Raw genomic sequence first — 19,285 nt, 5'->3', positions numbered from 1 at the left:
CTCAGGGTCTGAAGGTGACAAGAACATCGGCCAGCTCGTCCGGGCGGGCCAGGAACGGGCTGTGCGAGCCGGCGAGCCAGGTGACTTCGGTTCCGAGGCGCTCGCGAACGGTTCGTTCGGCCCACGCCTGGGACACCGCACGGTCGGCGCGGCATCCGACGTAGTGCAGGGGAACATCGGGGAAGGCTGTCAGGGGCGTCGTCTCGGCGATCGGCGCCGGCGACTGAGGGCGCAACCGGGCGGCCGCGCCCTCAGCGGTCTCACGTGGACAGTCCTGGTAGAACAGACCGGCAGCGATCGACGGCGGCCAGGTCGACCTGCCCAGTTCGTCCCGTCCCTGATGCGGCAGCGCCTCGTCGTAGAACCAGTCCGCCATCGGACGGCCACCCGCGAGCTGTTCCCGCCACGAACGTCCCGGCTCCGGCAGCAGTGACGCCAGGAAGACCAGCGCCCCCACCGGAACCAGCTGCGGCACGAGTGGAATGGCGAGGCCCGCGAGTGAGTGGCCCACGACGACATCGGTACCAGGATCCCGCACCGCGGCGGCGATCACCTCCGCGTACCGCCACGCGCCCGCGGTCAGGTCGTCGGACGGCAGGCTGACTGCGGAGGCGCTGTGCCCCTGCCGCTGCAGCGCCGCGATCGCGTCCGTCCAGCACCAGGCGTCGTGCCAGCCGCCGTGGACCAGCACGAAGTGCGTCACCGTGACTGCGCCTGTCGCTCGGCGAGCGTCTGTCCCCCGACGAGGACCTCCGTCGCCGGGATCTCCACGATCCAGACTCGCACCGAAGCCTCCGGCACGGAGATCGCCGTGGCCGCCGCGGCGGAGATGCCCTTGATCAGAGCGTCCTTCTGCTCAGCGGTCCGGCCGGCACCGAGGTTTACCTGAATGAACGGCATGGCTGCTCCTTCTACTCCGCGCCGAGGGTGACGCTGCCGAGTCCGTTGATCGTCGCGGTCACGGTGCTGCCTGCCTTGAGCGGCACCGGTGCGGTCAGGCCACCCGACAGCACCACCCAGCCCGCTTCCAGCCGCAGTCCCCGCAGCGCCGCCTGGTTCGCCATGAAGGCGACTGCCGCCGCCGGATGTCCCATCACGGCCGCTCCTGCCGCCGACTCGACGACCTGTCCGTCGACCTCCAGCACACAGCCGGCGAGAGTGAGATCCATCTGTGTCGCGGTGAAGTCGTCTCCGAGCGCGAAGAACGCCGACGACGCGTTGTCCGCGATCGCGTCGAGGTGAGTGAAGGAGAAGCCCTCGTACCGGCTGTCGATGACATCGAGCGCCGGGCAGACGTAGCGGGTCGCCGCGAGCACGTCGGCCACCGTCACGCCGGGACCCTCCAGGGCCTCACCGAGCACGAACGCGATCTCTGGCTCGACTCGCGGATGGATCAGTTCCCCGAGCGCTAGGCGCGTGCCCGACTGGCGGGCCATGCCGGCGGTGATCTGCCCGTAGAGGGGCTTGTCCACGCCCATGGCACGCTGCTTGGCCTTGCTCGTCAGACCGAGTTTGCCGCCGATCACCCGCTCGCCCCTGCTGGTCCGCTGCCGGACGAGCTCGGTCTGCACGCTGTACGCCGTCTCGAGGTCGTCGAGCCCATCACTGGTCAGCGGGCTCACGGGCGTCCGGGCGTTCGCCGCCTCGTCGAGACGCACCGCCCACTTGGTCACCTCGTCGCTCATGCCGCTCCCTTCTCGGTGCTCGCCGCGGTGCTGAAGGAAACGCCGACATGACCGAGCTGCTCGAAGTCCGCCCGCACGGTGTCGCCGGGCTCCATGGCCACAGCGCGCGTACAGGTGCCCGGCATGATCAGGTCTCCGGCGTTCAGGACTCCGCCGTGACTCGCGATCGTGTTGGCGAGCCATGCGACGGCCTGCGCCGGGTTGCCGAGCACAGCACCAGTCGCTCCCGTCTCCACGACCTCACCGTTGCGCCGCAGCACGACTCCGAGGAGCCGGGGATCCACTTCGGACACCGAGGTCCGCTTGCCGCCGAGCACCACCCTCGCCGAGGACGCGTTGTCGGCCACGGTGTCGACAATGCCGATGCGCCAGTCCTCGATCCGCGAGTCGATGATCTCCAATGCGGGCAGCACGAACGCCGTGGCCGCGAGCACGTCCGCAACTGTGACCCCGGGACCGCGCAGCGGGGCGTTGAGCACGAAGGCGACCTCGGGCTCGACCCGCGGTGCGATGAGCTCGTCGATCGGGAGCGGTTCTCCCTCGGCGTGGAACATCGATGCCAGCAGGTGCCCGAAGTCGGGCCGGCTGACGCCGAACTGCTGCCGCATCACCCGAGCGGTGAGCCCGACCTTGTGCCCGCGTACGCGATCCCCGCCGTCCACACGGAGGCGGACACCCGCGAGCTGGATCCGGTAAGCGTCGTCGATGTCCGCGTCAGGGTGCCTGGCGCTGATGGGCTGGATCGGGGCTGAGCTCCGCTCGGCGTTCCACAGCTCACCCGCCAGCCGGTCGACGTCCTCTTCACTGAGTGCCATGCCGCCACTGTGAACTTCCAAATCAGCGAGGTCAGCACAACGGTCCGGCCAGTGGACCGACGGGATCGCAGGCCGCCCAGTGGACCGACCCGTGGACCCGGCGCGACCGCAGGCGAATAGTCGCGGACAAACCGTTCTTCAGGGAGTGGACAATGACGACCAGTGAATCCCTATTCATCGACGGCCGCTGGGCGGCGTCGACAGGCTCGGCGGAGATCACCGTGCGATCCGCGCGGACCGGCAGAACGCTGGGTACGACGGTCTCGGCGACCACCGAGGACGTCGACCGGGCCGTGACAGCCGCCCGGCGTGCCTTTGACGATCCGGCCGGATGGTCGTCGTGGTCCCCGCAGGACCGAGCGGCCTGTCTCAACCGCCTCGCCGACGCGCTGGACAAGCGATCCGAACAGACGGTGCCGATCGTGAGTGAGCAGAACGGCATGCCGATCGCGGTGGCAGGCCAGATCGAGGGACAGTTTCCTGGGATCCTGCTGCGGTACTACGCGGGCCTCGTGCGCGAGCAGGTCGTCGAGACCAGTCAGCCCGGCATGTTCGGCGGCACGACGCGAATCCACCGCGAGCCGGTCGGTGTCGTCGCGGCGATCGCACCGTGGAACTTCCCTCAGACCCTGGCGGCGCAGAAGTTCGCCGCCGCGCTCGCGGCGGGCTGCACCGTCGTGCTGAAACCTGCACCGGAAACGGTCCTTGACACCGGCGTGTTCGCCGAGGCCGCGATGGAGGCTGGCCTTCCGCCAGGAGTCCTCAACGTGGTTCCGGCCGAAGCGGACTCGAGCGCCTACCTCGTGGGCCACCCCGGTGTCGACATGGTCGCCTTCACGGGATCCACCGCCATCGGGAAGCGCATCGCTCAGATCTGCGGCCCCTTGGTGAGGCCAGCGATCCTGGAGTTGGGCGGGCGCTCCGCCGCCGTCTTCCTGGACGACGCGGACCTCGACCTGAGCCGTATGGGTGAAGCCCTGTTCGGCGCGATGCTCATCAACAACGGTCAAACGTGCTTTCTCTCCAACCGCGTGCTGGCCCCGAGGAGCCACTACGCGGAAGTCGTCGACATGGTAGCGGGACTGGCCCAGTCGCTCACCGTCGGTGACCCGCTGGACCCGATCACCCAGATCGGACCACTTGCGACGGAAAGGCATCGGCAGGAGGTCGAGGCCGCGGTCGCGAAGGGCATCTCCGATGGCGCACGGCTCGTTGTCGGCGGTGGGCGACCGGAAGGACATGACGAAGGCTGGTACTTCCAGCCGACCGTGCTCGCTGATGTCGACAACAGTTGGGCGATCGCCCGCGAGGACGTATTCGGCCCTGTCATCACGGTCACGCCGTACGAGGACGAGGAGCACGCGGTGACGCTGGCCAACGACTCCGACTACGGCCTCGCCGGCAGTGTGTGGACGAGTTCGCCGGAACGAGGTCTGGCGCTGGCCCGCCGCATCCGCACCGGAAGCGTTGGTATCAACGGCTACCTGCCCGACCTCAACGCTCCTTTCGGTGGCGTCAAGTACAGCGGAATCGGTCGCGAACTGGGACCGGACGGTCTCGCCGCCTACCAGCGATCCAAGTCGATCTATCGCATGTGACGAGCCGTGGTCTCACCACCAATGAGGCGGGGGAGGGCACTTGGCCCTCCCCCGCCTCATTCATGGGCACTGAGTCAGCGGGTCATATCTGGCTTGTGCGAATGAGGTCCGCCGCCCGCTCACCGATGGCGTAGACCGTCGCATTGGTGTTGGCCGACGGCACCGACGGCATCACAGAAGCGTCGGCCACGCGAAGGCCCTCCACGCCGTGCACGCGCAGATTGGTGTCCACAACAGCAGTGTCGTCGTCGCCGATCCGGCAGGTACCCACCGGGTGGAAGTAGGTCAGGAGGCTCTGCCTCACGTAGTCGCGGATCTCGCCCGCGCTGGTCATGTCCGGAGCCGGCAGGACCTCCTCGGCCCTCCAGTCGTCGAAGGCCTTTGCCCGCCCGATCTCGCGGGCCATCCGGACTCCTTCGACCATGACGTCCAGGTCGTGGGAGTCCTCGTAGTACCGGGGATCGATGCTGGGCCGGACGGCCGGGTCGCTCGAGAGCAGGCGCAGCGAGCCGCGGCTGCGCGGGAGCATCGCGGAGAACACGACGGCGTACATCCCTTCCGGGCCTTGCAAAGCAGGACCGTACAGCGGGATGTCGGAGAACAGGAACTGCAGATCGGGTCCGTCGAGCCCGGCCTCGGTACGGGTCAGGCCGATCACCCCGCCGTGGTTGTGCTCCATCGGAGGCAACGGGCGCGTCGGCCGGTAGGCCACCTGCGACAGGGAGTGGTCGTGCAGGTTCAGCCCAACTCCTGGCAGGTCACGAACCACGTCGATGCCGATGTCGTTCAGGTGTGCCCTCGGCCCCACACCGGACAGCAGGAGAAGGTGTGCGGATCCGACCGTGCCCGAGCTCAGCACCACCTCCTGGCGGGACGTGGCGGTGAGCACCTCGCCGGCGACGCTGTACTCCACACCGACGGCGCGTCCGTTGCGGATAACGACCTTGTGCACCAACGCACCCGTGATCACGCTCAGGTTCGGACGGGCCATGACGGGCAGGAGGTAGGCGTCCGCCGCGCTCTGCCGCTTACCGTCGACGATGCTGAGGTCCGACGGGCCGAAGCCTTCCTCCAGACCACCGCTGATGTCGGTGGCGGACGGGTGCCCGACCTCGAGCGCGGCGGCGAGACCTGCCGCGATGATCGGGTGGAGGGGGTCCGCGGGCCTGGGGGTCAGCGGCCCCCCGACGCCGCGGACGGACGGGTCGCGGCCTGGTATGTCCTCACTGCGCTGGAAGTACGGGAGCAGGTCGTCGAAGCCCCACCCCTTCGCTCCGGCCGCCGCCCACGCGTCGTAGCTGGAGCGGTGTCCCCGCAAGAAGAACATGGCGTTGATCGCGGACGAACCGCCGAGCGCGCGCCCATGAGGGAAAGGCATCGGCGCACCGTTGATCTGAGGCACGGTGACGTCGGCCCAGTCGGCCTCGGTGCCGAAGAGCAGCGGCCAGGCAGGTGGGACCGCCGACAGGTCGTGGGCGTCCCGGCTGCCCGCTTCGAGGAGGAGCACGCTTGCGCTTGGGTCCTCCGACAGCCGAGCGGCCAGGACGCTGCCTGCCGTTCCCGCGCCGACAACGATGAAGTCGTATTCACTCATACTTGTTTTCCTAACTCGGTGCCACTGCACGAGCGGCACGGTGAAGAGCGGCAAGCAATCGAAGAGCGATCCCGCCGGTCGCGGTTCCTGTCGACCCACGCCGCCGGGAAGGCTCAGGATGTCCGCGGGATGGTGTTCGACGAGCGAGACAGTCCACTGTGGACCGCGTCCAAGATGACCCGTGCGATGAGGTCCGGATGCGTGATGAGCGAGAGATGCCCCGAGTCCACCAGTGTGGTCCTGGCCTTCATCCGGGCCGCGACGAAGCGCTGCAGCGCTGGTGACGTCGTGCGGTCGTTGGTCGTGACGACGTAGCTGCTCGGCTTGGTCTCCCAAGCGGCGGCAGTTGTCTTGGTGCTGAACAGGTCCTGCGCGACTCGTCCTTGAGCGGCGTACAGAACCCGCGCTCTGGCAATGGGTACGCCGTTGGCGAAGTCGTTGACGAAGGCGGCTTCGGTCAGGCGGCCGAAGCCGCCTTCGAAGAACAGGCCGGAGTTGGCGGGCGCGGTGGGAAAACGCGCGGCGAGCGCTGGATAGTCCTCACCTGCCAGCGGGGCTCGCGCAGAGAGGTAGACCAGCGAGTCGACCGCCGGGTGTCCACCGGCCTGGCTGATCACCGCCCCGCCGTAGGAGTGCGCCACCAGGACGGACGGGCCGGTCTGCTGGTCGAGCACGCGCCGGGTCGCGGCTACGTCGTCGCTCAGCGACGTCAACGGGTTTTGGACCGACGTCACGGTCACACCGGCGGCCTGAAGGCGCAGGATCACGTCGGACCAGCACGAGCCGTCGGCGTAGGCGCCGTGGACGAGGACGACGGAACGCCGTACGGCGGAACTGCGCTCTGCGGCGGAGGACTCCGCAGCCACCGCGGGTCCGGTCGCGGCCAGGGCGAGCCCGGCCGTTCCCAGAGCCGCGAGGCCCGCGAAGGACCGGCGGCTCATGTCACGCGGCACCGCCAAGCTCATTTCCTCGCTGAGATGCGGGAGTGTCATTGCCTGGTTCCTTTGTTGTGCATTCGGGGAGAACTGCCCCGGCAGTCGCCAAGCCGGCGGTTCGGCCGGCCAGGCGACTGGCCTGGGTGCTCAGGCGAGGAAGTCGAGCACCTGTCGCACGAAGAGCTCGTGGTACTGGAAGATGCCGCCGTGGCCGGCGTCCGGGTAGACCGCCAACTGGGCATTGGGCAGCAGCTCCGCGAGGTGGAACGAGCTGATCGTCGGCACCATGATGTCGTTGTCGCCGTTGACCACCAGCACGGGCTTGTCCACAGTGGCCAGACCGGCGGACGAGGTGCCCTGCTCCCACTTCGCGGCCGCGGCCAGCTGAGCACCGATCGTCTCGTTCGTCACGGGCGTGTCGCGGTCGTCGACGCGCTCGTCCAGGCGAGCAAGGAACGCGTTCGCGGCCGCCTGGCTGTTCTCCGTCTGCGAGAAGAACAGGATGTGCTTGGGGTGCTTCTGCTCCGCGTCGGCCCGGGCGAAGGCCGTCTGCAGGCCCGCACCCCACGACGCGGGACCTTCGTCACCGGCGGGGCCGGTGCCTGCCAGCACGATCCGGCGGACCAGGTCGGGCTGCTGCTGCGCGACGACCTGAGCGACCATGCCGCCCAGCGAGAAGCCAAGCAGGTCGACGGTGTCCAGACCGAGCGCGGCGACGAAAGCGGCGACGTCAACGGCCATCGCCTCGAAGTTGTCGGGCGTGGTGCCACCGGAGGCGCCGACACCGCGCAGGTCCACCAGGACGAGACGCCGCCCGGCCGCCAGCCCGTCGATCACCGCCGGGTCCCAGTCGTCGAGCACCGCGGTGATGTGGTTCAGGAGTACCAGCGCGACGCCGGTCTTCGGGCCCACCTCGCGATACGCGAACGGAGTCCCGTCGACATCGATGGTCTGGTTCGGCGCGTCCTTGAAGAGCACGGTCATGTTCAGTTCCTTCTTTGTGAGGGTCGCATCGTCAACGCGAGGTCGCGGCCTGTTCGATCAGCTTGGTCACGGTGCCCGGGTCGGTCACCTGAGCGGCGTGCGGGGTGTTCGCCTCCACGACGCGCCCCTTCGCACGGGTGGCCATGAAACGCTCGGCTTCCGCGGGAATCACATGGTCGGCCCTGGAGACCAGGAACCAGGACGGGATGGACTTCCACGCCGGCGGACCGGACGGCTCGCCCAGTGCCTGCGGGGTGATCGGGCTCTGGGTGGCTGCCAGGACGGCGGACTCTTTCTCGCTGAGCCGGTCACTGAGGAAGACGTCCCGGTAGTTGCTGGCCTTGGCGTAGAGGTCGACTCCCACGGTGCCGTCGGCCTGGGTGAAGGGAACAGGCGTGAGCGCCGTCGGAACGGGGGCAGTGGGGTCGGTGGTGATGTGAGTGCCGGGGAACTTCGCGGTCAACTCGGCGGCGCTCTCACCCTGGTCAGGTGCGAAGGCGGAGATGTAGACCAGTGCCTTGACATCGCTGTTGCCGGCAGCGGCATTGGTGATGACGGATCCGCCGTAGGACTGTCCGACCAGGACGATCGGCCCCTGGACGGTCTTCAGGAACGACGACAGGTAGGCCGAGTCGGCGGTCAGGCCACGCAAGCCGGTCGGCGGCGCGACGACGGGGTAGCCGTCGTTGCGCAGGCGCTTGACGACACCGCTCCAGCTGGCGGAGTCCGACCAGGCCCCGTTGACAAGGACCACGGTCGGTTTCGGGGTCGTGGGTGAGGACGACGCGGCTGAGTCGAACGTACCGATGCTGGCGGTCAGGGCTATGCCGGTCGTGATGAGCACCGCGGCTCTGAGTGTGCTGCGCCTCGGTCTTGACATTGCTACCTCTTTCGGGGAGACCGCCCGACTGCCCAGCGGGAGGCTGAGCCGGCGGCGAGCGGCAGACGAAGCCTGACCGCGATTGATGGTGTGCCGCATCTGTCAGATGTCCGGTCATGTGTGGACAGGCGAACTCCGCCGGGCAGTCATTTCGTCGTCGTTGTGGTGACACCGCAGGCCAGGGGCCTTGGGGTGGGCCAACAGGACACCTGAACTCACAAGCCGGACGAGCCGGATGGTTCGCCGCGTGTAACCGCACAACCCCGGCGAGCGACCTCCTGCTCCCTGGACCCGCCTCCGTGGCAGGCAGCCGGTCCCCATCGGCCAGGAGTGCGTCCGGATCAGGGAGTAGAGAGCAGTCATTCGACTTATGCGTTCGGACGAGCGGTCATTGAGACTGGACCGAGAGCCCACCGTGCTCGTTTGTCATGCGGCTTCCACCATCCGCCGAGGGGCGCCATGTCGAGGATCATCCTTGTCGCTGAGGCTTCCAGCGACCTCGGAGCCGCCACCGCGAAGGCGTTGGCCGACAACGGCCACACCGTCTACGCCGGCGTTGCTCCCCCCACCGCCCGTTCCGCGGGCGATTTCGCCGAGCGCCAAGCGCAGGTTGATGAACTCGAGACGCGCGCGCACACCGTCCTGCTGAACACGGCCGACCAACGCTCGGTTTCCACTGCGGTCGATGGCATCCTCGCCGAGGCAGGGAGAATCGACGCGGTCGTCCACGCTTCGGGTCCGGTGCCCCGAGGCCCCGTCGAGTCCTTCACTCCCTTTCAACTGGCTCAGATCTACGACGCGCACGTGCTTTCCGCCCAACGGATCAACCGCTCGGTGCTGCCGCAGATGCGCGCGCGACGGGACGGCCTGCTGGTGTGGCTGATACCGCTGCCCGATAACGTTGCCATCGCCCCGTACCTGGCTCTGCATTCCGAAGCGGTCATCACCATCGACCACTTGGCAGCGAGTTACGCACGTGAGTTGGCGGGCTTCGGCGTCGAGACCACTATCGTCACCCCCGGTTCGCACATACCGGCCGTTGAGCCTCGCAGGAACACCGTCCGTCCACATGACACGGTCACGGCAAACGCCTACGAAGGCCGCTATCCCGGTCTGTTCCATCAGGTCGACTCCACTCTCGCCGATCAGGCTCTCACTGAGGAGGAAATCACCTTGACCGCGGAGATCATCGCGGCCGTGGTGGGCAGCCCCAAGGGTTCACGGCCACTGCGGATCACCCCGAGCCGGTCCTGGCTCTGACCAGGACCGGGCACCGGGTCAGACGTCAAGAGCCGCGAGCGCGTCGCGAAGCGCGGCCCTCGACGTGATCCCCAACTTCGGAAAGATCCGGTAGAGGTGCGCGCCCACGGTCCGATGCGACAGGTAGAGGCGCTCGGCGATCTGCTTGTTGCTCAGCCCGGTGGCAGCGAGATCCGCCACTTCCCTTTCCTGCGGTGTCAACACACTCGTCTCGAACCCGGCTCCGTCCCCGGACCATCCGGTAGCACGCAACCCCTTCGTGGCGCGTTCGGCCCAGGGCAGCGCGCCCAGACACGCGAACGTGTCCTGCGCCAGGCGCAGCGGTTCTCTGGAGTCGTGACTGGCACGCGCTCGGCGAAGTCGTTCACCGTGGGCGAGGCGCACGCGCGCCAGGTCGAAGGGCCACCGCTCACACCCCGGCACCGCCAGAGCGGCTTCGAACAACCGCACCGCTTCGTCGTCCGCCACGGTCGCGATCGCTGCCGCACCTCCGACGAGCAGACCGAGTCTTGGTGACAGCGCCGCGATGTTCGCCTTCCTCATCGCCTGCACGTGCGCCACCGCGTCGGCGTGCCGATCCGTCCGCACCGCGGCTTCGACCAGGTCGAAGGCCACCCACAACGCATGCGGCACATGGGAGGCGAGCGTGCCCGCGGCGCTGATCGCCGAAGCGTCGTGGAAGGCGCGCTCGAAATCGCCACGCCCGGCGGCCGCGACGACCCGCACCTGACGTGCGTAGTGCACGGCGGTACCGACCCCTCTCGGGGTGGCCCAGTGGACGATCTGGTCCGTCAGGTGGTCGACCGTCTCGCCATCACCTCGCGCCGCCGCGACCACAGCCCGGCAATACCAGAAGTACCAGGTGAAGAAGTGATACCCGGAGACGCGGCACAACTCGGCCCCCTCGTCGGACAGTTCGACGCACTCGTCCCACCTGCCCGCCAGGTAATCGTCCAGGCAAAGATGCATCATCGCGCCGATCTGGCGGCGCGCCGGGCCACCATCGCGTCCTTGCAGGACGACCCGCCACGAGGGCTCACGAAGGTCCGCCAGACGGTCGACGTAGAGGGAGGCGGTGCCGACACGGACGATCCTGGCCGGGTCGGTCTCCTCCTGGAGTCCGTCGAGGACGGTTTCCAGGCGATCCAGGACCGCGAGGCCGGACCTCGCGGTGTCGGAGAAGGTGGCGGCCGCCACGGCCAGCAGTACAGGAGGCTCGGGTCTCAACCGGCCGAGCGCCTTGTAGAAAGGTTCCCAAAGTTCCGCACGACCGCTGAAGAAGCAGACCAGCAACAGCAGGTGCAACGCGTCGACGAGGGCGTCATCCTTGGCGTCGTAGTGGTGCGCTCCAGCTTCGATGGCACCGACGAGAAGCCGGTGGGCGGTCTCGATGTCCCCGTCACCGTTGATGATCAGGAAGACGGTGGCCGCGGTGGCGTACGGGGACCTGAGCAGTTCGGGGTCGGCCAGCCGCGCGCTCTCGAGCAGTTCGGAAGCGCTCCGGAGTTCACCGGTGGCTTCTGCACCGATGTACGCGGCTTCCGCGAGCCGGCGGGCCCGGCTCGCGTCACGTGGGCTCAGGTCGGCTGCCCTGACCAGGGAGGCGACCGCACCGATCGCGTCGCCGCGTGCCGCGATCCGGCGCGCGGCTCGTTCCAGCAGGGCGGCCACGTGTTCGTCCGGTTCGACCGTTGCCTCACCCAGATGCCATGCTTGGCGCTCGGGCTCGCCTGCCAGCACCAGGGCCAGAGCACGATGGGCGGCACGGCGATCCGCACTCGTGCACGCGTCCACCACCGCCGAGCAGATCAGCGGATGGCGGAACACAAGCCGCCGGGTGCCTTCCTCGATCGCGACCAGCCTGTCCTGCTCGGCCGGGGCGACGTCGTCGAGACCTCCTCCGTAGCCCGCTTGCCGCGCCGACGCGAGCAGGACCCGGAGGTCACCGGTTCCCTCCAGCGTCGCGAGCAGCAGCAGGCGCCGGGTGGCCAATGGCAGGGCGGAGACCCTGGTGAGGAACAAAGTTTGCAGCCGTTGTCCAAGCGGGAGCACCGCCGGCATGTTCTCCAGCGCGAGGCGCTGCTGATCCGTCAACGCCGCGGGCAGTTCGAGGAGCGCCAGAGGGTTGCCCTCGGCCACTGCCAGCAATCTCTGACGTACATGCGTTGCGAGAACGGGGAACCGAGCGTCGATCAAGGCCCGTGAGGCTTTTCTGTCCAGCGGTGGCACGTCGTACCGCGGCAGACCGCTCCGGTTGAAGAACGTCTCGCTTTCCGATCGCATGGCTCCGAGAAAGGAAACGCCGCTGCCGCTGAGTCTGCGGGCCACGAACCCCAGCACCGCGGCGCTGGCTCTGTCGAGCCAGGGCAGGTCGTCCACCACGATCAGCAAACCGTTCCCGCCGGCTGCACGACGGAGCAGCAGGAGGGTCGCGGTGCACACGACGAGCCGCTCCGGCGGTGGACCACTGCCGAAGCCCATAACGACCCGAAGGGCTTCGGCGTGAATGCCGTCGAGTTCCTCGATTTCCTCGTATAGAGGAAGAAGCACCTGGTTCAGTCCCGAATAGCTCACGTCGGCCTCGAACTCCACGCCGGCGGCCCGTAGAACGCGCGAGCCTGCTATGAGCGCGGCGTCCGCCACGGCGTTGAGCAGAACGGTCTTGCCCGCTCCGGCCTGACCCGACAACAGCAGCGCGCTGCCACCGCCCTTGTCCGCCAGGAAGCCACGGATCTGTTCGAGCTCGTCGGCGCGCCCCACCGGCGCAGTGGCGACGCCGAACTCGAACAGGTGACGGTGGCCCACAGGACTGAACTCCTAACAAGCGTTCACGATGAGCCGAAGCAGACCAACACCCGTACACGACCGCATCGTGAACGCTTGCCCTGCGGCGGTTACGTGGCGCTGGCGCCAGAACTGACGCCAGAGCTGTCACAACAGCTCGGGGTCCCACCAGATCGTGTGGCCCGTACCGCGTGTGGTCGCGGCGTGCTCAGCTTCCGCTTATCTGTGCACTGTTGAGCATCACTGGTTCCACCACCGCACCAGCTCCGCGGCCGCCTCCCGTGCCTGTCGTGTGCCCGTTTCGACGGCGGCGTCGATGAAGCGCGGGTCGAGCAGACCGAAGGGCGTCTGGTAGAAGCGTTCGGCGATGATGATCCGGACGTCGAAGCCCCGCTCCGTGAGGGATGCCTCCTCACGCACGATGTCCTCAGACTGCATCGGCGCCACGATGAGCACCTTGCCTCCACCGGTACCACTCACGAGGCCGAGTCGGCCGTCGCCTTCAGCGGAGTCGACGAGCAGATCGGCGTTGGTGCCGGAGCGCACGCCACCGTCCACCCAGGGCACGTCGTCCACCACGACGGCGGGAGCGGCGCCCGGTGCCGCAGTGGAACTGGAGACGGCCACACCCAGCGGAAGGCCGTCCTCGTTCGACCACGCGTGTGCGATTCCGGTGGTGGCGTTCACCGAGACGATCCGGAGCCGGCTCGACCACTCGCCCTGCGGCAACGACGACTGCCACAGCGCTTTCGCCTGGTCCGCCGAGATCGGCGGGATCGCGGCGACCGCGGCCTGAGCGATGCTCAGTGCGGAACCTTCGCCCCCACTCGCCGCCTCGGCCATGCGGCGCAACAGCTCCGGCTTCGCCTGACCGCTCCCTGCCTTGGCCGCGTGCCACTTCGCGCGTTCCCGCATCAGCTCGGGGACGGACGCGAGACCGTCCGCCTGAATCGTCAGCCAAGCGCCCACGACAGCACCGGCCGAGGTCCCGATCACGACATCGGAGTCGGCCACCGGCAGTCCTGCCGACGCCAGCCCGTTGAGGAGGGCCGACGTCCACGAAGCGCCAACGGGGCCGCCGCCGCCCAAGACGAGTGCGTGCGTCGGCGCCGCTTCGGAGCCCGACTGTGCCTCATGCTTGTTCATCTTGCTGTCCTTCAGCTCGTGTGACGTTGCCTGACACGACGTCTGACAAGATCACGATATTTGTCTCCCGCCGTTCAACCGATCCAGGTTCTTTCGATCGGTAGCGCGGTCGACCATTCCTGCTTGTGCCCGAACCCCTGCGTGTTGTCTATCAACCGCAACCAGTCCGGCTTGATCTCCCAGTGCTCGGCGGACGCGAGGGCGGCGCGCAGAACCGGGTCTTCGGCCACGAAGGCGAACCTTCGCGCATAGCTCGCCTGCGCCTCGGCCAACGCCGGACCCGACACCACCGCACAGACGCCACCGCCTTGCACACCCGCGATCGTCGTCCAGCTCTGGCCTTCGGCCTGAGCGGTGAAAGCGACCCTGCCGCCGACCGCGAGCGCGCGGCCGTGCCTGGTCGATCGCGAGCTGACGAAGACGAGCGAGCCTTCCTCGGTCAGCGCGAAGAACAGCGCGCAGACCTGAGGATCGCCGGCCTCGTCGACGTAGGCGAGGTTCACGGTCGTGTACTCCGCCAGCGCCCGCGCCGGGTCGTTCACCGGGTGGCCCGCAGCGCGGGGATCGACGGAACTTCAGGGGCGGCGGTGATGTCGTCGACCGTCATCCGGAAGCTCTCCGGGTAAGCGTCACGGTCGGTGCGTCGCGCGGGCTCACTGGTACGCCAGCAGTACAGGCACTGTACGCACTGCAGCACCTCCCACACACCCTCGACAGGTGATGCGAACATCAGCTCGATGGTCTCGTGCGCACATCGGGGACAGATCCTCGACATCTCGGCAACCTCCTTTGTGGATGGTGGTGTTCAGCGACCTGCGGCGAGCTTCTGCAACCTGCTCAGCCATTCGGTGGCCTCGGGCAGATCGCGCACCTGATTGCCGTAGTTGCCACGGGCGTCCGGGGACACCGGGGTGGTGGCGTCGATGATCAGTTTGTCCACCATGCCGGCCGGGTCCCCCTGCGGCGCGAGCTCCATCACCGACATCGCGGGGACCGTGATCAGGTCCTGCGCCGGATTCATCTTGGTGGACAACGCCCACATCACCTGGGGAAGGTTGAAGGGGTCCACGTCCTCGTCCACGACGATCACGGTGGCCGCGTAGCCCAGGCCGTGGGGTGTCGTCAGCACCCGAAGTCCGATGGCGCGGGCGAAGCCGCCGTACCGCTTGGCCGTCGACACGATCACCACGAGGCCGTGGGTGTACATCGCGTTGACCGCGCGCACCTCGGGGAAATCGCCCTTGAGCTGCTTGTGCAACGGGACACACGTGTTGGCGGCGATCAGGTAGTCGAGCTCGGTCCACGGCATGCCCAGGTAGAGGTGTTCGAACACCGGGCTCGTGCGGTAGGAGATCCGATCGACCCGGATCACCGGCAGCCGACGGCCACCCGAGTAGTGACCGGTGAACTCACCGAACGGTCCCTCGATCTCCCGCTTGCGTCCTTCGATGACGCCTTCGATCACGACTTCGCTACCCCACGGCACAGGCAGCCCGGTCAGCGGTGCGGCCGCGATCGGCGCAGGTGCCCCGCGCAGCGCGCCGGCCAGCTCGTACTCGTTCTCGTCATAGCGCATCGGCGTCGCGGCCACGATGGCGATCACCGGGTCGTTGCCGACGGCGATGGCGACGGGCAGGTCCTCACCGCGTTCCTCGGCCTTGCGCAGATGCTGCGCGATGTCGTGCATCGGCACCGGCTGCAGAGCCAGCCGCGCCTTTCCCTTGACCTGGATGCGGTAGATGCCGACGTTCTGCTTGCCGCTGTGGTCCGGGTCGTCGGGGTCTTTCGACACGACAGCGGCCTTGTCGATGTAGAACCCGCCGTCTCCCTCGTTCAGCCGGATCAGCGGCAACACCTTGAAGAGGTCGACGTCTTCACCGGACAGAGAGTTCTCCGCCCACAGCGGCGCGTCCCTCCACTCCGGACTGACCGGGAAATTCTCCCAGCGTCGGGCGAACTCCTGGATCTGTTCCTCGGTGCCGGCTTCCTTCGGCATGTCGAGAGCGAGGGCGTGGTTCGCCCATGAGCCGTGGACGTTCATCGCGATCCGGGCGCTGGCGAATCCGGCGATGTTGTCGAAGTAGAGCGCGGGCGCGCCGTCACCCATTCGGGAAACCGCGTTGGCTGCGGCCGCCACGTCCGGCTCCGGCAGCACCTCGTCCGTCACGCGCAGCAGCTGTCCCTCTTTGTCGAGGGCGTCGAGGAAGCTGCGCAGGTCGTCGTACGGCATTTTGTCTTCCTCTGAGATCAGGCGGCCGAGTTTCGAGCCGCGCGCATCCCCTGCCAGCGCGCGGTGTCCGGCACACCCGGGTCGAGTTGCTCGAACTGGTCGAGCACGCGGGTGGTGATGTGCTCGACCAGTTCATCCACAGTGGACGGCCGGTGGTAGAAGGCGGGCATGGGCGGCACGATGCGCACCCCCAGCTTCGCAAGCGCGAGCATGTTCTCCAGGTGGATCTCACTGAGCGGCGTCTCCCTGGGCATCAGCACCAGTCGGCGGCGCTCCTTGCACACGACGTCGGCGGCACGGCCGATCAGGCCGTCCGCGAACCCGGCGCGAATGCCTGCCAGGGTCTTCATCGAACAGGGCGCGATGATCATGCCGTCGGTGCGGAACGATCCCGAGGAGATCGCCGCCCCCTGGTCTTCGGGGCTGTAGGCGACGTCGGCCAGAGCGGAGACGTCTTGGACCGAAAGCCCGGTCTCCAGCTCGATGGTGGTCCGCGCCCACCTGGACAGCACCAAGTGCGTCTCCACCTCGGGCATGGCTTTCAGGCGCTGCAGCAGGCGCACGCCGAAGATCGCGCCGGTGGCCCCTGTGACGCCCACGATCAGTCGCATGATCGGCTCCTCAACATTTTCGGTCTTACATGACCGAGACTAGGATTCACCCGTACCTATGTAGTCGCATGTCAAGGACAAGACATGGTCAGAAACGGACACACTGCGATTGCCGCATTGCCCTACCGGGCGGATGTCGGCGCGCCTCCCGGCGTCGAGGTGATCAGCTTCCCGCGTCTCCTGACGCGGGCGGCCGGACACGGAGTGGACCCGTACGCGCTCCGGCGCCCCGATTTCCACGTCCTGATCGCGGTGCGCTCGGGGACCCTCCACTGCTCGCTCGACTTCGCCCACCACGAACTGGACCCAGGCAGCTGGCTGTGGGCACGGCCGGGGCAGGTCTACCGATATGCGTCTCCACTCGACCAAGCCGAAGGGAGGATCGTTCTTTTTCTACCGGATTTTCTCGACGGCGTTGCGGCGCAGATCGCGGACATCGATCGCGGCACCTGGCAACCGTCCTCGGTACTGGCAGGCGCCGAACGAGAAGACCTATGGCTACTGCTGGAGGTACTGGAACGCGAATACGTGCGATGGGCCGCGAACCCATCAGACGTCCAGCTGGAGCTTTTGCGCCATATGCTCGCGGTGGTGGCCCTACGCCTGGCGGGCCTGCAGGACGCACCTGTCGAGCGGAGCGAGGTCGGGGACGCGTTTCTGCGCTTTCAAGCCGCAGTGGAACGTGACTTCACCTCGACACACCAGGTGGAGGATTACGCGGCGCGGCTCGGCTACAGCGTGCGCACGCTGACCAGGGCGACCCGGGCCGCGGTGGGGTGCGGCGCCAAGCAGTTCATCAACGACCGGGTCCTGCTGGAGGCCAAACGCTTGCTGGTCCACACCGACCTGCCCTCGGCGACGATCGGGGCGCGCCTGGGATTCCCTGGGGCCACAGCGTTCACGAAGTTCTTCCGTCATCGCACCGAGCTGACCCCACTGGAGTTCCGCGCCCGCGGTGCGTGAAGCCTTCCAACGGACTTCGAAACCGAGCATCTCGGCGATCGCCCACACCTCGGCAAATCGCCATACCCCCAAGAGGCCATCTGCGCCATTGCGAAGTGGCCCCCAAGAGCGCCCATCATTGATCCTGCGCGCTCACGTCTTCCGTTCCGGCATCCCTCACAAAGCGTGATCGACGCTCCCATCTGGCTAATAAGAAAGTTCACGCTCAACGGCCGCCATCCGGCATCCGCCCTGGGGAGAATCTGGGGAGTTTCAGCTCCGTCGGGGAGCGCGCGGGGAGAACCGACTACACAACGCGGCACCCCCTCGAAAGAACCTTGAAAGGACCATAAGCGCAAGCCAGAGTAGAAGGTTGCCGCATCGCCGCAGGTCAGAGCGGTCATATAGACAACTTCAAGAGGATCTCTTCGTCCTCCCGGCTTCCCGCATCACACCTCACCTCGAGTGAGGCCCCCTACTCCAACTTCGCCCAGTTCACGATCAAGATCCAGACCATAGGCGGGCCAGGGCCCACCATCTCTGCTTCCGAACCGGCATTCGCGCTGGTCAGATCCATATGCGTCGTACACCACCAGCGAACGAAGAACCCGCTGGCAGATGTTCATGCCTCCGCCAGCACACTCGTCACGCGTCCAGAACACCCACGGAAACATCGATTACTGAGGACCCGGTCGCCGCTCGGCCCCGAGAGGGGCGCGGGTCAGCAGATCGCGAGACGCGCCCTCGGGTTCAGCCGGGAGGGCTGCCGTTGCGGCCCGCCCGCACCAACGCCACCAGTCGCCGCGACCGATCCGCACCCACCCGCAACTCCTAGCGCAACGACTCAGCCGACACAGGCCGTTGAAACAGCTCCCAAACCCGAACATCTACCTCACGGGCCCGCCCCAGCAACGGATCACCGGCATCCACAGCCTCGCCCTCCCCATCGACCGAAGCCGTCCCCCCGGCATCCTCACCCGAGCGATGCGCAAGAAGCTCCACCGCAAGCAGCAACGCCACCGGCGGCCACCCCGCCACCAACACCGGCTTCCACGCAAGAACCGGCGCCGCCGCAATATTCGCCGCCAAAGACACCGCGATCCCCAGCAGGAAAGCCAGCCCACCACCACCCGCATACGCCGATCACGCCCACCCGCCGGCTTCAACACCCCCACCGTCGCCAGCAGAAGCAACCCATCCACGGACAACGGCCACAAGGTCGCACTCATCCGATCAGCACCACCCTGCACCGCGAACTCACGCTGATGCACATACGAGGCGTACGCAGCCACCCCCGCCACCACTACAGCGCCCACCCGCCGCAGCCACACCTCGGCATCAGCCCCACGGCCCGCACGAAGACCAGTCACCGTCCGGCCCTCCGCCGCGCCGTGGGGCAAAAACTCCCCGCCACCACAAGCCGCCCCGCCAAAACCCGCAGCTCAGACCGTCCGCCTTCTGCATCGCGCCCCGCCCAGGGCCCGAACCTGCGGTCCCGCGTCAGCCCTCGTCAGGCGTCAGCCGTAGCGAAATGCTGTTGATGCAGTACCTCTGGTCCGTGGGCGTCGCATACCCCTCGCCCTCGAACAGATGCCCAAGATGCGACCCGCACCGAGCGCACCGCACCTCGGTCCGCACCATCCCGTGCGACCGGTCTGCCAAAAGTTCCACCGCATCGCTATTGCGTGCATCGAAGAACGACGGCCAGCCGGCGTGCTTCGTGCATGCACACTTCTCGGCCCGCCGAGCCGGTCCGGTGGGACCGGCGGACGAGCGGCAGCGCGGCGCACCAACTGATCCATCTCCTCGCTCAAGGCCACC

General features: G+C 67.6%; 18 protein-coding genes and 1 pseudogene. 3 read left to right on the top strand and 16 right to left on the bottom strand.

Annotation, left to right across the window (positions count from 1 at the left end):
• Nucleotide 1 precedes the first annotated feature (1 nt).
• Genes ACWDR3_RS06590 through ACWDR3_RS06575 form a run of 4 tightly spaced genes read right to left on the bottom strand, consistent with a single transcriptional unit; the run spans nucleotide 2 to nucleotide 2,500 of the window.
• Nucleotides 2-703, bottom strand: coding sequence for an alpha/beta fold hydrolase (locus ACWDR3_RS06590; protein ID WP_450351319.1), 702 nt, complete (start codon nucleotides 701-703; stop codon nucleotides 2-4).
• Nucleotides 700-900, bottom strand: a complete 201-nt coding sequence (locus ACWDR3_RS06585; protein ID WP_450351317.1) for a tautomerase family protein — start codon at nucleotides 898-900, stop codon at nucleotides 700-702. Before ACWDR3_RS06585 ends, ACWDR3_RS06590 begins: the two co-directional genes overlap by 4 nt.
• 11 nt (nucleotides 901-911) lie before the next feature.
• On the bottom strand, nucleotides 912-1,685 hold the full coding sequence (locus ACWDR3_RS06580) for a 2-keto-4-pentenoate hydratase (protein ID WP_450351316.1): 774 nt from the start codon (nucleotides 1,683-1,685) through the stop codon (nucleotides 912-914).
• Entirely contained in the window at nucleotides 1,682-2,500 is an 819-nt protein-coding gene (locus tag ACWDR3_RS06575; RefSeq protein WP_450351315.1) for a 2-keto-4-pentenoate hydratase, read from the bottom strand. Before ACWDR3_RS06575 ends, ACWDR3_RS06580 begins: the two co-directional genes overlap by 4 nt.
• A gap of 152 nt (nucleotides 2,501-2,652) precedes the next feature.
• On the opposite strand from ACWDR3_RS06575, the gene ACWDR3_RS06570 reads away from it, so the two are divergent.
• Nucleotides 2,653-4,098 (top strand): aldehyde dehydrogenase, encoded by a 1,446-nt coding sequence (locus tag ACWDR3_RS06570; protein WP_450351313.1) that lies wholly within the window; start codon nucleotides 2,653-2,655, stop codon nucleotides 4,096-4,098.
• An 82-nt stretch (nucleotides 4,099-4,180) separates the two neighbouring features.
• On the opposite strand, the gene ACWDR3_RS06565 is transcribed toward ACWDR3_RS06570, so the two are convergent.
• From ACWDR3_RS06565 to ACWDR3_RS06550, 4 genes are all read right to left on the bottom strand, one after another.
• Nucleotides 4,181-5,692 carry a GMC family oxidoreductase gene (locus ACWDR3_RS06565; RefSeq protein WP_450351410.1) on the bottom strand — a complete coding sequence of 504 codons (1,512 nt, stop codon included), beginning with the start codon at nucleotides 5,690-5,692 and terminating at the stop codon, nucleotides 4,181-4,183.
• A gap of 113 nt (nucleotides 5,693-5,805) precedes the next feature.
• Nucleotides 5,806-6,684, bottom strand: a complete 879-nt coding sequence (locus tag ACWDR3_RS06560) for an alpha/beta hydrolase (protein WP_450351311.1) — start codon at nucleotides 6,682-6,684, stop codon at nucleotides 5,806-5,808.
• Nucleotides 6,685-6,774: 90 nt separating this feature from the next.
• Nucleotides 6,775-7,611: an alpha/beta fold hydrolase gene (locus ACWDR3_RS06555; RefSeq protein ID WP_450351309.1), complete on the bottom strand. Its 837-nt coding sequence runs from the start codon at nucleotides 7,609-7,611 to the stop codon at nucleotides 6,775-6,777.
• Between the two features lie 31 nt (nucleotides 7,612-7,642).
• Nucleotides 7,643-8,491 carry an alpha/beta fold hydrolase gene (locus ACWDR3_RS06550; protein WP_450351307.1) on the bottom strand — a complete coding sequence of 283 codons (849 nt, stop codon included), beginning with the start codon at nucleotides 8,489-8,491 and terminating at the stop codon, nucleotides 7,643-7,645.
• 459 nt (nucleotides 8,492-8,950) lie between these two features.
• On the opposite strand from ACWDR3_RS06550, the gene ACWDR3_RS06545 reads away from it, so the two are divergent.
• Complete coding sequence (locus tag ACWDR3_RS06545; protein WP_450351305.1) at nucleotides 8,951-9,751, top strand: SDR family NAD(P)-dependent oxidoreductase; 801 nt, start codon at nucleotides 8,951-8,953, stop codon at nucleotides 9,749-9,751.
• An 18-nt stretch (nucleotides 9,752-9,769) separates the two neighbouring features.
• Here ACWDR3_RS06545 and ACWDR3_RS06540 read toward each other — a convergent pair whose 3' ends face one another.
• From ACWDR3_RS06540 to ACWDR3_RS06515, 6 genes are all read right to left on the bottom strand, one after another.
• Nucleotides 9,770-12,556 (bottom strand): AAA family ATPase, encoded by a 2,787-nt coding sequence (locus ACWDR3_RS06540; protein WP_450351304.1) that lies wholly within the window; start codon nucleotides 12,554-12,556, stop codon nucleotides 9,770-9,772.
• A gap of 219 nt (nucleotides 12,557-12,775) precedes the next feature.
• Entirely contained in the window at nucleotides 12,776-13,681 is a 906-nt protein-coding gene (locus ACWDR3_RS06535) for a patatin-like phospholipase family protein (protein WP_450351303.1), read from the bottom strand.
• 74 nt (nucleotides 13,682-13,755) lie between these two features.
• Nucleotides 13,756-14,223 (bottom strand): pyridoxamine 5'-phosphate oxidase, encoded by a 468-nt coding sequence (locus ACWDR3_RS06530; protein WP_450351301.1) that lies wholly within the window; start codon nucleotides 14,221-14,223, stop codon nucleotides 13,756-13,758.
• Nucleotides 14,220-14,456 carry a non-oxidative hydroxyarylic acid decarboxylases subunit D gene (locus ACWDR3_RS06525; protein ID WP_450351300.1) on the bottom strand — a complete coding sequence of 79 codons (237 nt, stop codon included), beginning with the start codon at nucleotides 14,454-14,456 and terminating at the stop codon, nucleotides 14,220-14,222. The genes ACWDR3_RS06530 and ACWDR3_RS06525 overlap by 4 nt, the downstream gene beginning before the upstream one ends.
• Before the next feature lie 30 nt (nucleotides 14,457-14,486).
• Entirely contained in the window at nucleotides 14,487-15,911 is a 1,425-nt protein-coding gene (locus ACWDR3_RS06520; RefSeq protein ID WP_450351298.1) for a non-oxidative hydroxyarylic acid decarboxylases subunit C, read from the bottom strand.
• 17 nt (nucleotides 15,912-15,928) lie between these two features.
• Complete coding sequence (locus ACWDR3_RS06515) at nucleotides 15,929-16,522, bottom strand: UbiX family flavin prenyltransferase (RefSeq protein WP_450351296.1); 594 nt, start codon at nucleotides 16,520-16,522, stop codon at nucleotides 15,929-15,931.
• An 84-nt stretch (nucleotides 16,523-16,606) separates the two neighbouring features.
• Here ACWDR3_RS06515 and ACWDR3_RS06510 point away from each other — a divergent pair, with 84 nt between their 5' ends.
• Nucleotides 16,607-17,485 (top strand): helix-turn-helix domain-containing protein, encoded by an 879-nt coding sequence (locus ACWDR3_RS06510; RefSeq protein WP_450351294.1) that lies wholly within the window; start codon nucleotides 16,607-16,609, stop codon nucleotides 17,483-17,485.
• Nucleotides 17,486-18,351: 866 nt separating this feature from the next.
• Here ACWDR3_RS06510 and ACWDR3_RS06505 read toward each other — a convergent pair.
• Together ACWDR3_RS06505 and ACWDR3_RS06500 are read right to left on the bottom strand one after the other, a co-directional pair.
• Nucleotides 18,352-18,735, bottom strand: coding sequence for a DUF2637 domain-containing protein (locus ACWDR3_RS06505; protein WP_450351409.1), 384 nt, complete (start codon nucleotides 18,733-18,735; stop codon nucleotides 18,352-18,354).
• A 229-nt stretch (nucleotides 18,736-18,964) separates the two neighbouring features.
• Nucleotides 18,965-19,180 (bottom strand): annotated as a pseudogene (locus tag ACWDR3_RS06500) (peptide-methionine (R)-S-oxide reductase); the annotation flags it as partial.
• Nucleotides 19,181-19,285: the final 105 nt, after the last annotated feature.

The organism is Streptomyces sp. NPDC001002, assembly GCF_053599215.1.
This window is presented reverse-complemented; position numbering and strand designations above follow the sequence as displayed.

Coding starts and splice junctions, on each gene's coding strand:
- ACWDR3_RS06585 (WP_450351317.1), bottom strand. CDS start 900: ATGCCGTTCATTCAGGTAAACCTCGGTGCCGGCCGGACCGCTGAGCAG.
- ACWDR3_RS06580 (WP_450351316.1), bottom strand. CDS start 1,685: ATGAGCGACGAGGTGACCAAGTGGGCGGTGCGTCTCGACGAGGCGGCG.
- ACWDR3_RS06575 (WP_450351315.1), bottom strand. CDS start 2,500: ATGGCACTCAGTGAAGAGGACGTCGACCGGCTGGCGGGTGAGCTGTGG.
- ACWDR3_RS06570 (WP_450351313.1), top strand. CDS start 2,653: ATGACGACCAGTGAATCCCTATTCATCGACGGCCGCTGGGCGGCGTCG.
- ACWDR3_RS06565 (WP_450351410.1), bottom strand. CDS start 5,692: ATGAGTGAATACGACTTCATCGTTGTCGGCGCGGGAACGGCAGGCAGC.
- ACWDR3_RS06560 (WP_450351311.1), bottom strand. CDS start 6,684: ATGACACTCCCGCATCTCAGCGAGGAAATGAGCTTGGCGGTGCCGCGT.
- ACWDR3_RS06555 (WP_450351309.1), bottom strand. CDS start 7,611: ATGACCGTGCTCTTCAAGGACGCGCCGAACCAGACCATCGATGTCGAC.
- ACWDR3_RS06550 (WP_450351307.1), bottom strand. CDS start 8,491: ATGTCAAGACCGAGGCGCAGCACACTCAGAGCCGCGGTGCTCATCACG.
- ACWDR3_RS06545 (WP_450351305.1), top strand. CDS start 8,951: ATGTCGAGGATCATCCTTGTCGCTGAGGCTTCCAGCGACCTCGGAGCC.
- ACWDR3_RS06535 (WP_450351303.1), bottom strand. CDS start 13,681: ATGAACAAGCATGAGGCACAGTCGGGCTCCGAAGCGGCGCCGACGCAC.
- ACWDR3_RS06525 (WP_450351300.1), bottom strand. CDS start 14,456: ATGTCGAGGATCTGTCCCCGATGTGCGCACGAGACCATCGAGCTGATG.
- ACWDR3_RS06520 (WP_450351298.1), bottom strand. CDS start 15,911: ATGCCGTACGACGACCTGCGCAGCTTCCTCGACGCCCTCGACAAAGAG.
- ACWDR3_RS06515 (WP_450351296.1), bottom strand. CDS start 16,522: ATGCGACTGATCGTGGGCGTCACAGGGGCCACCGGCGCGATCTTCGGC.
- ACWDR3_RS06510 (WP_450351294.1), top strand. CDS start 16,607: ATGGTCAGAAACGGACACACTGCGATTGCCGCATTGCCCTACCGGGCG.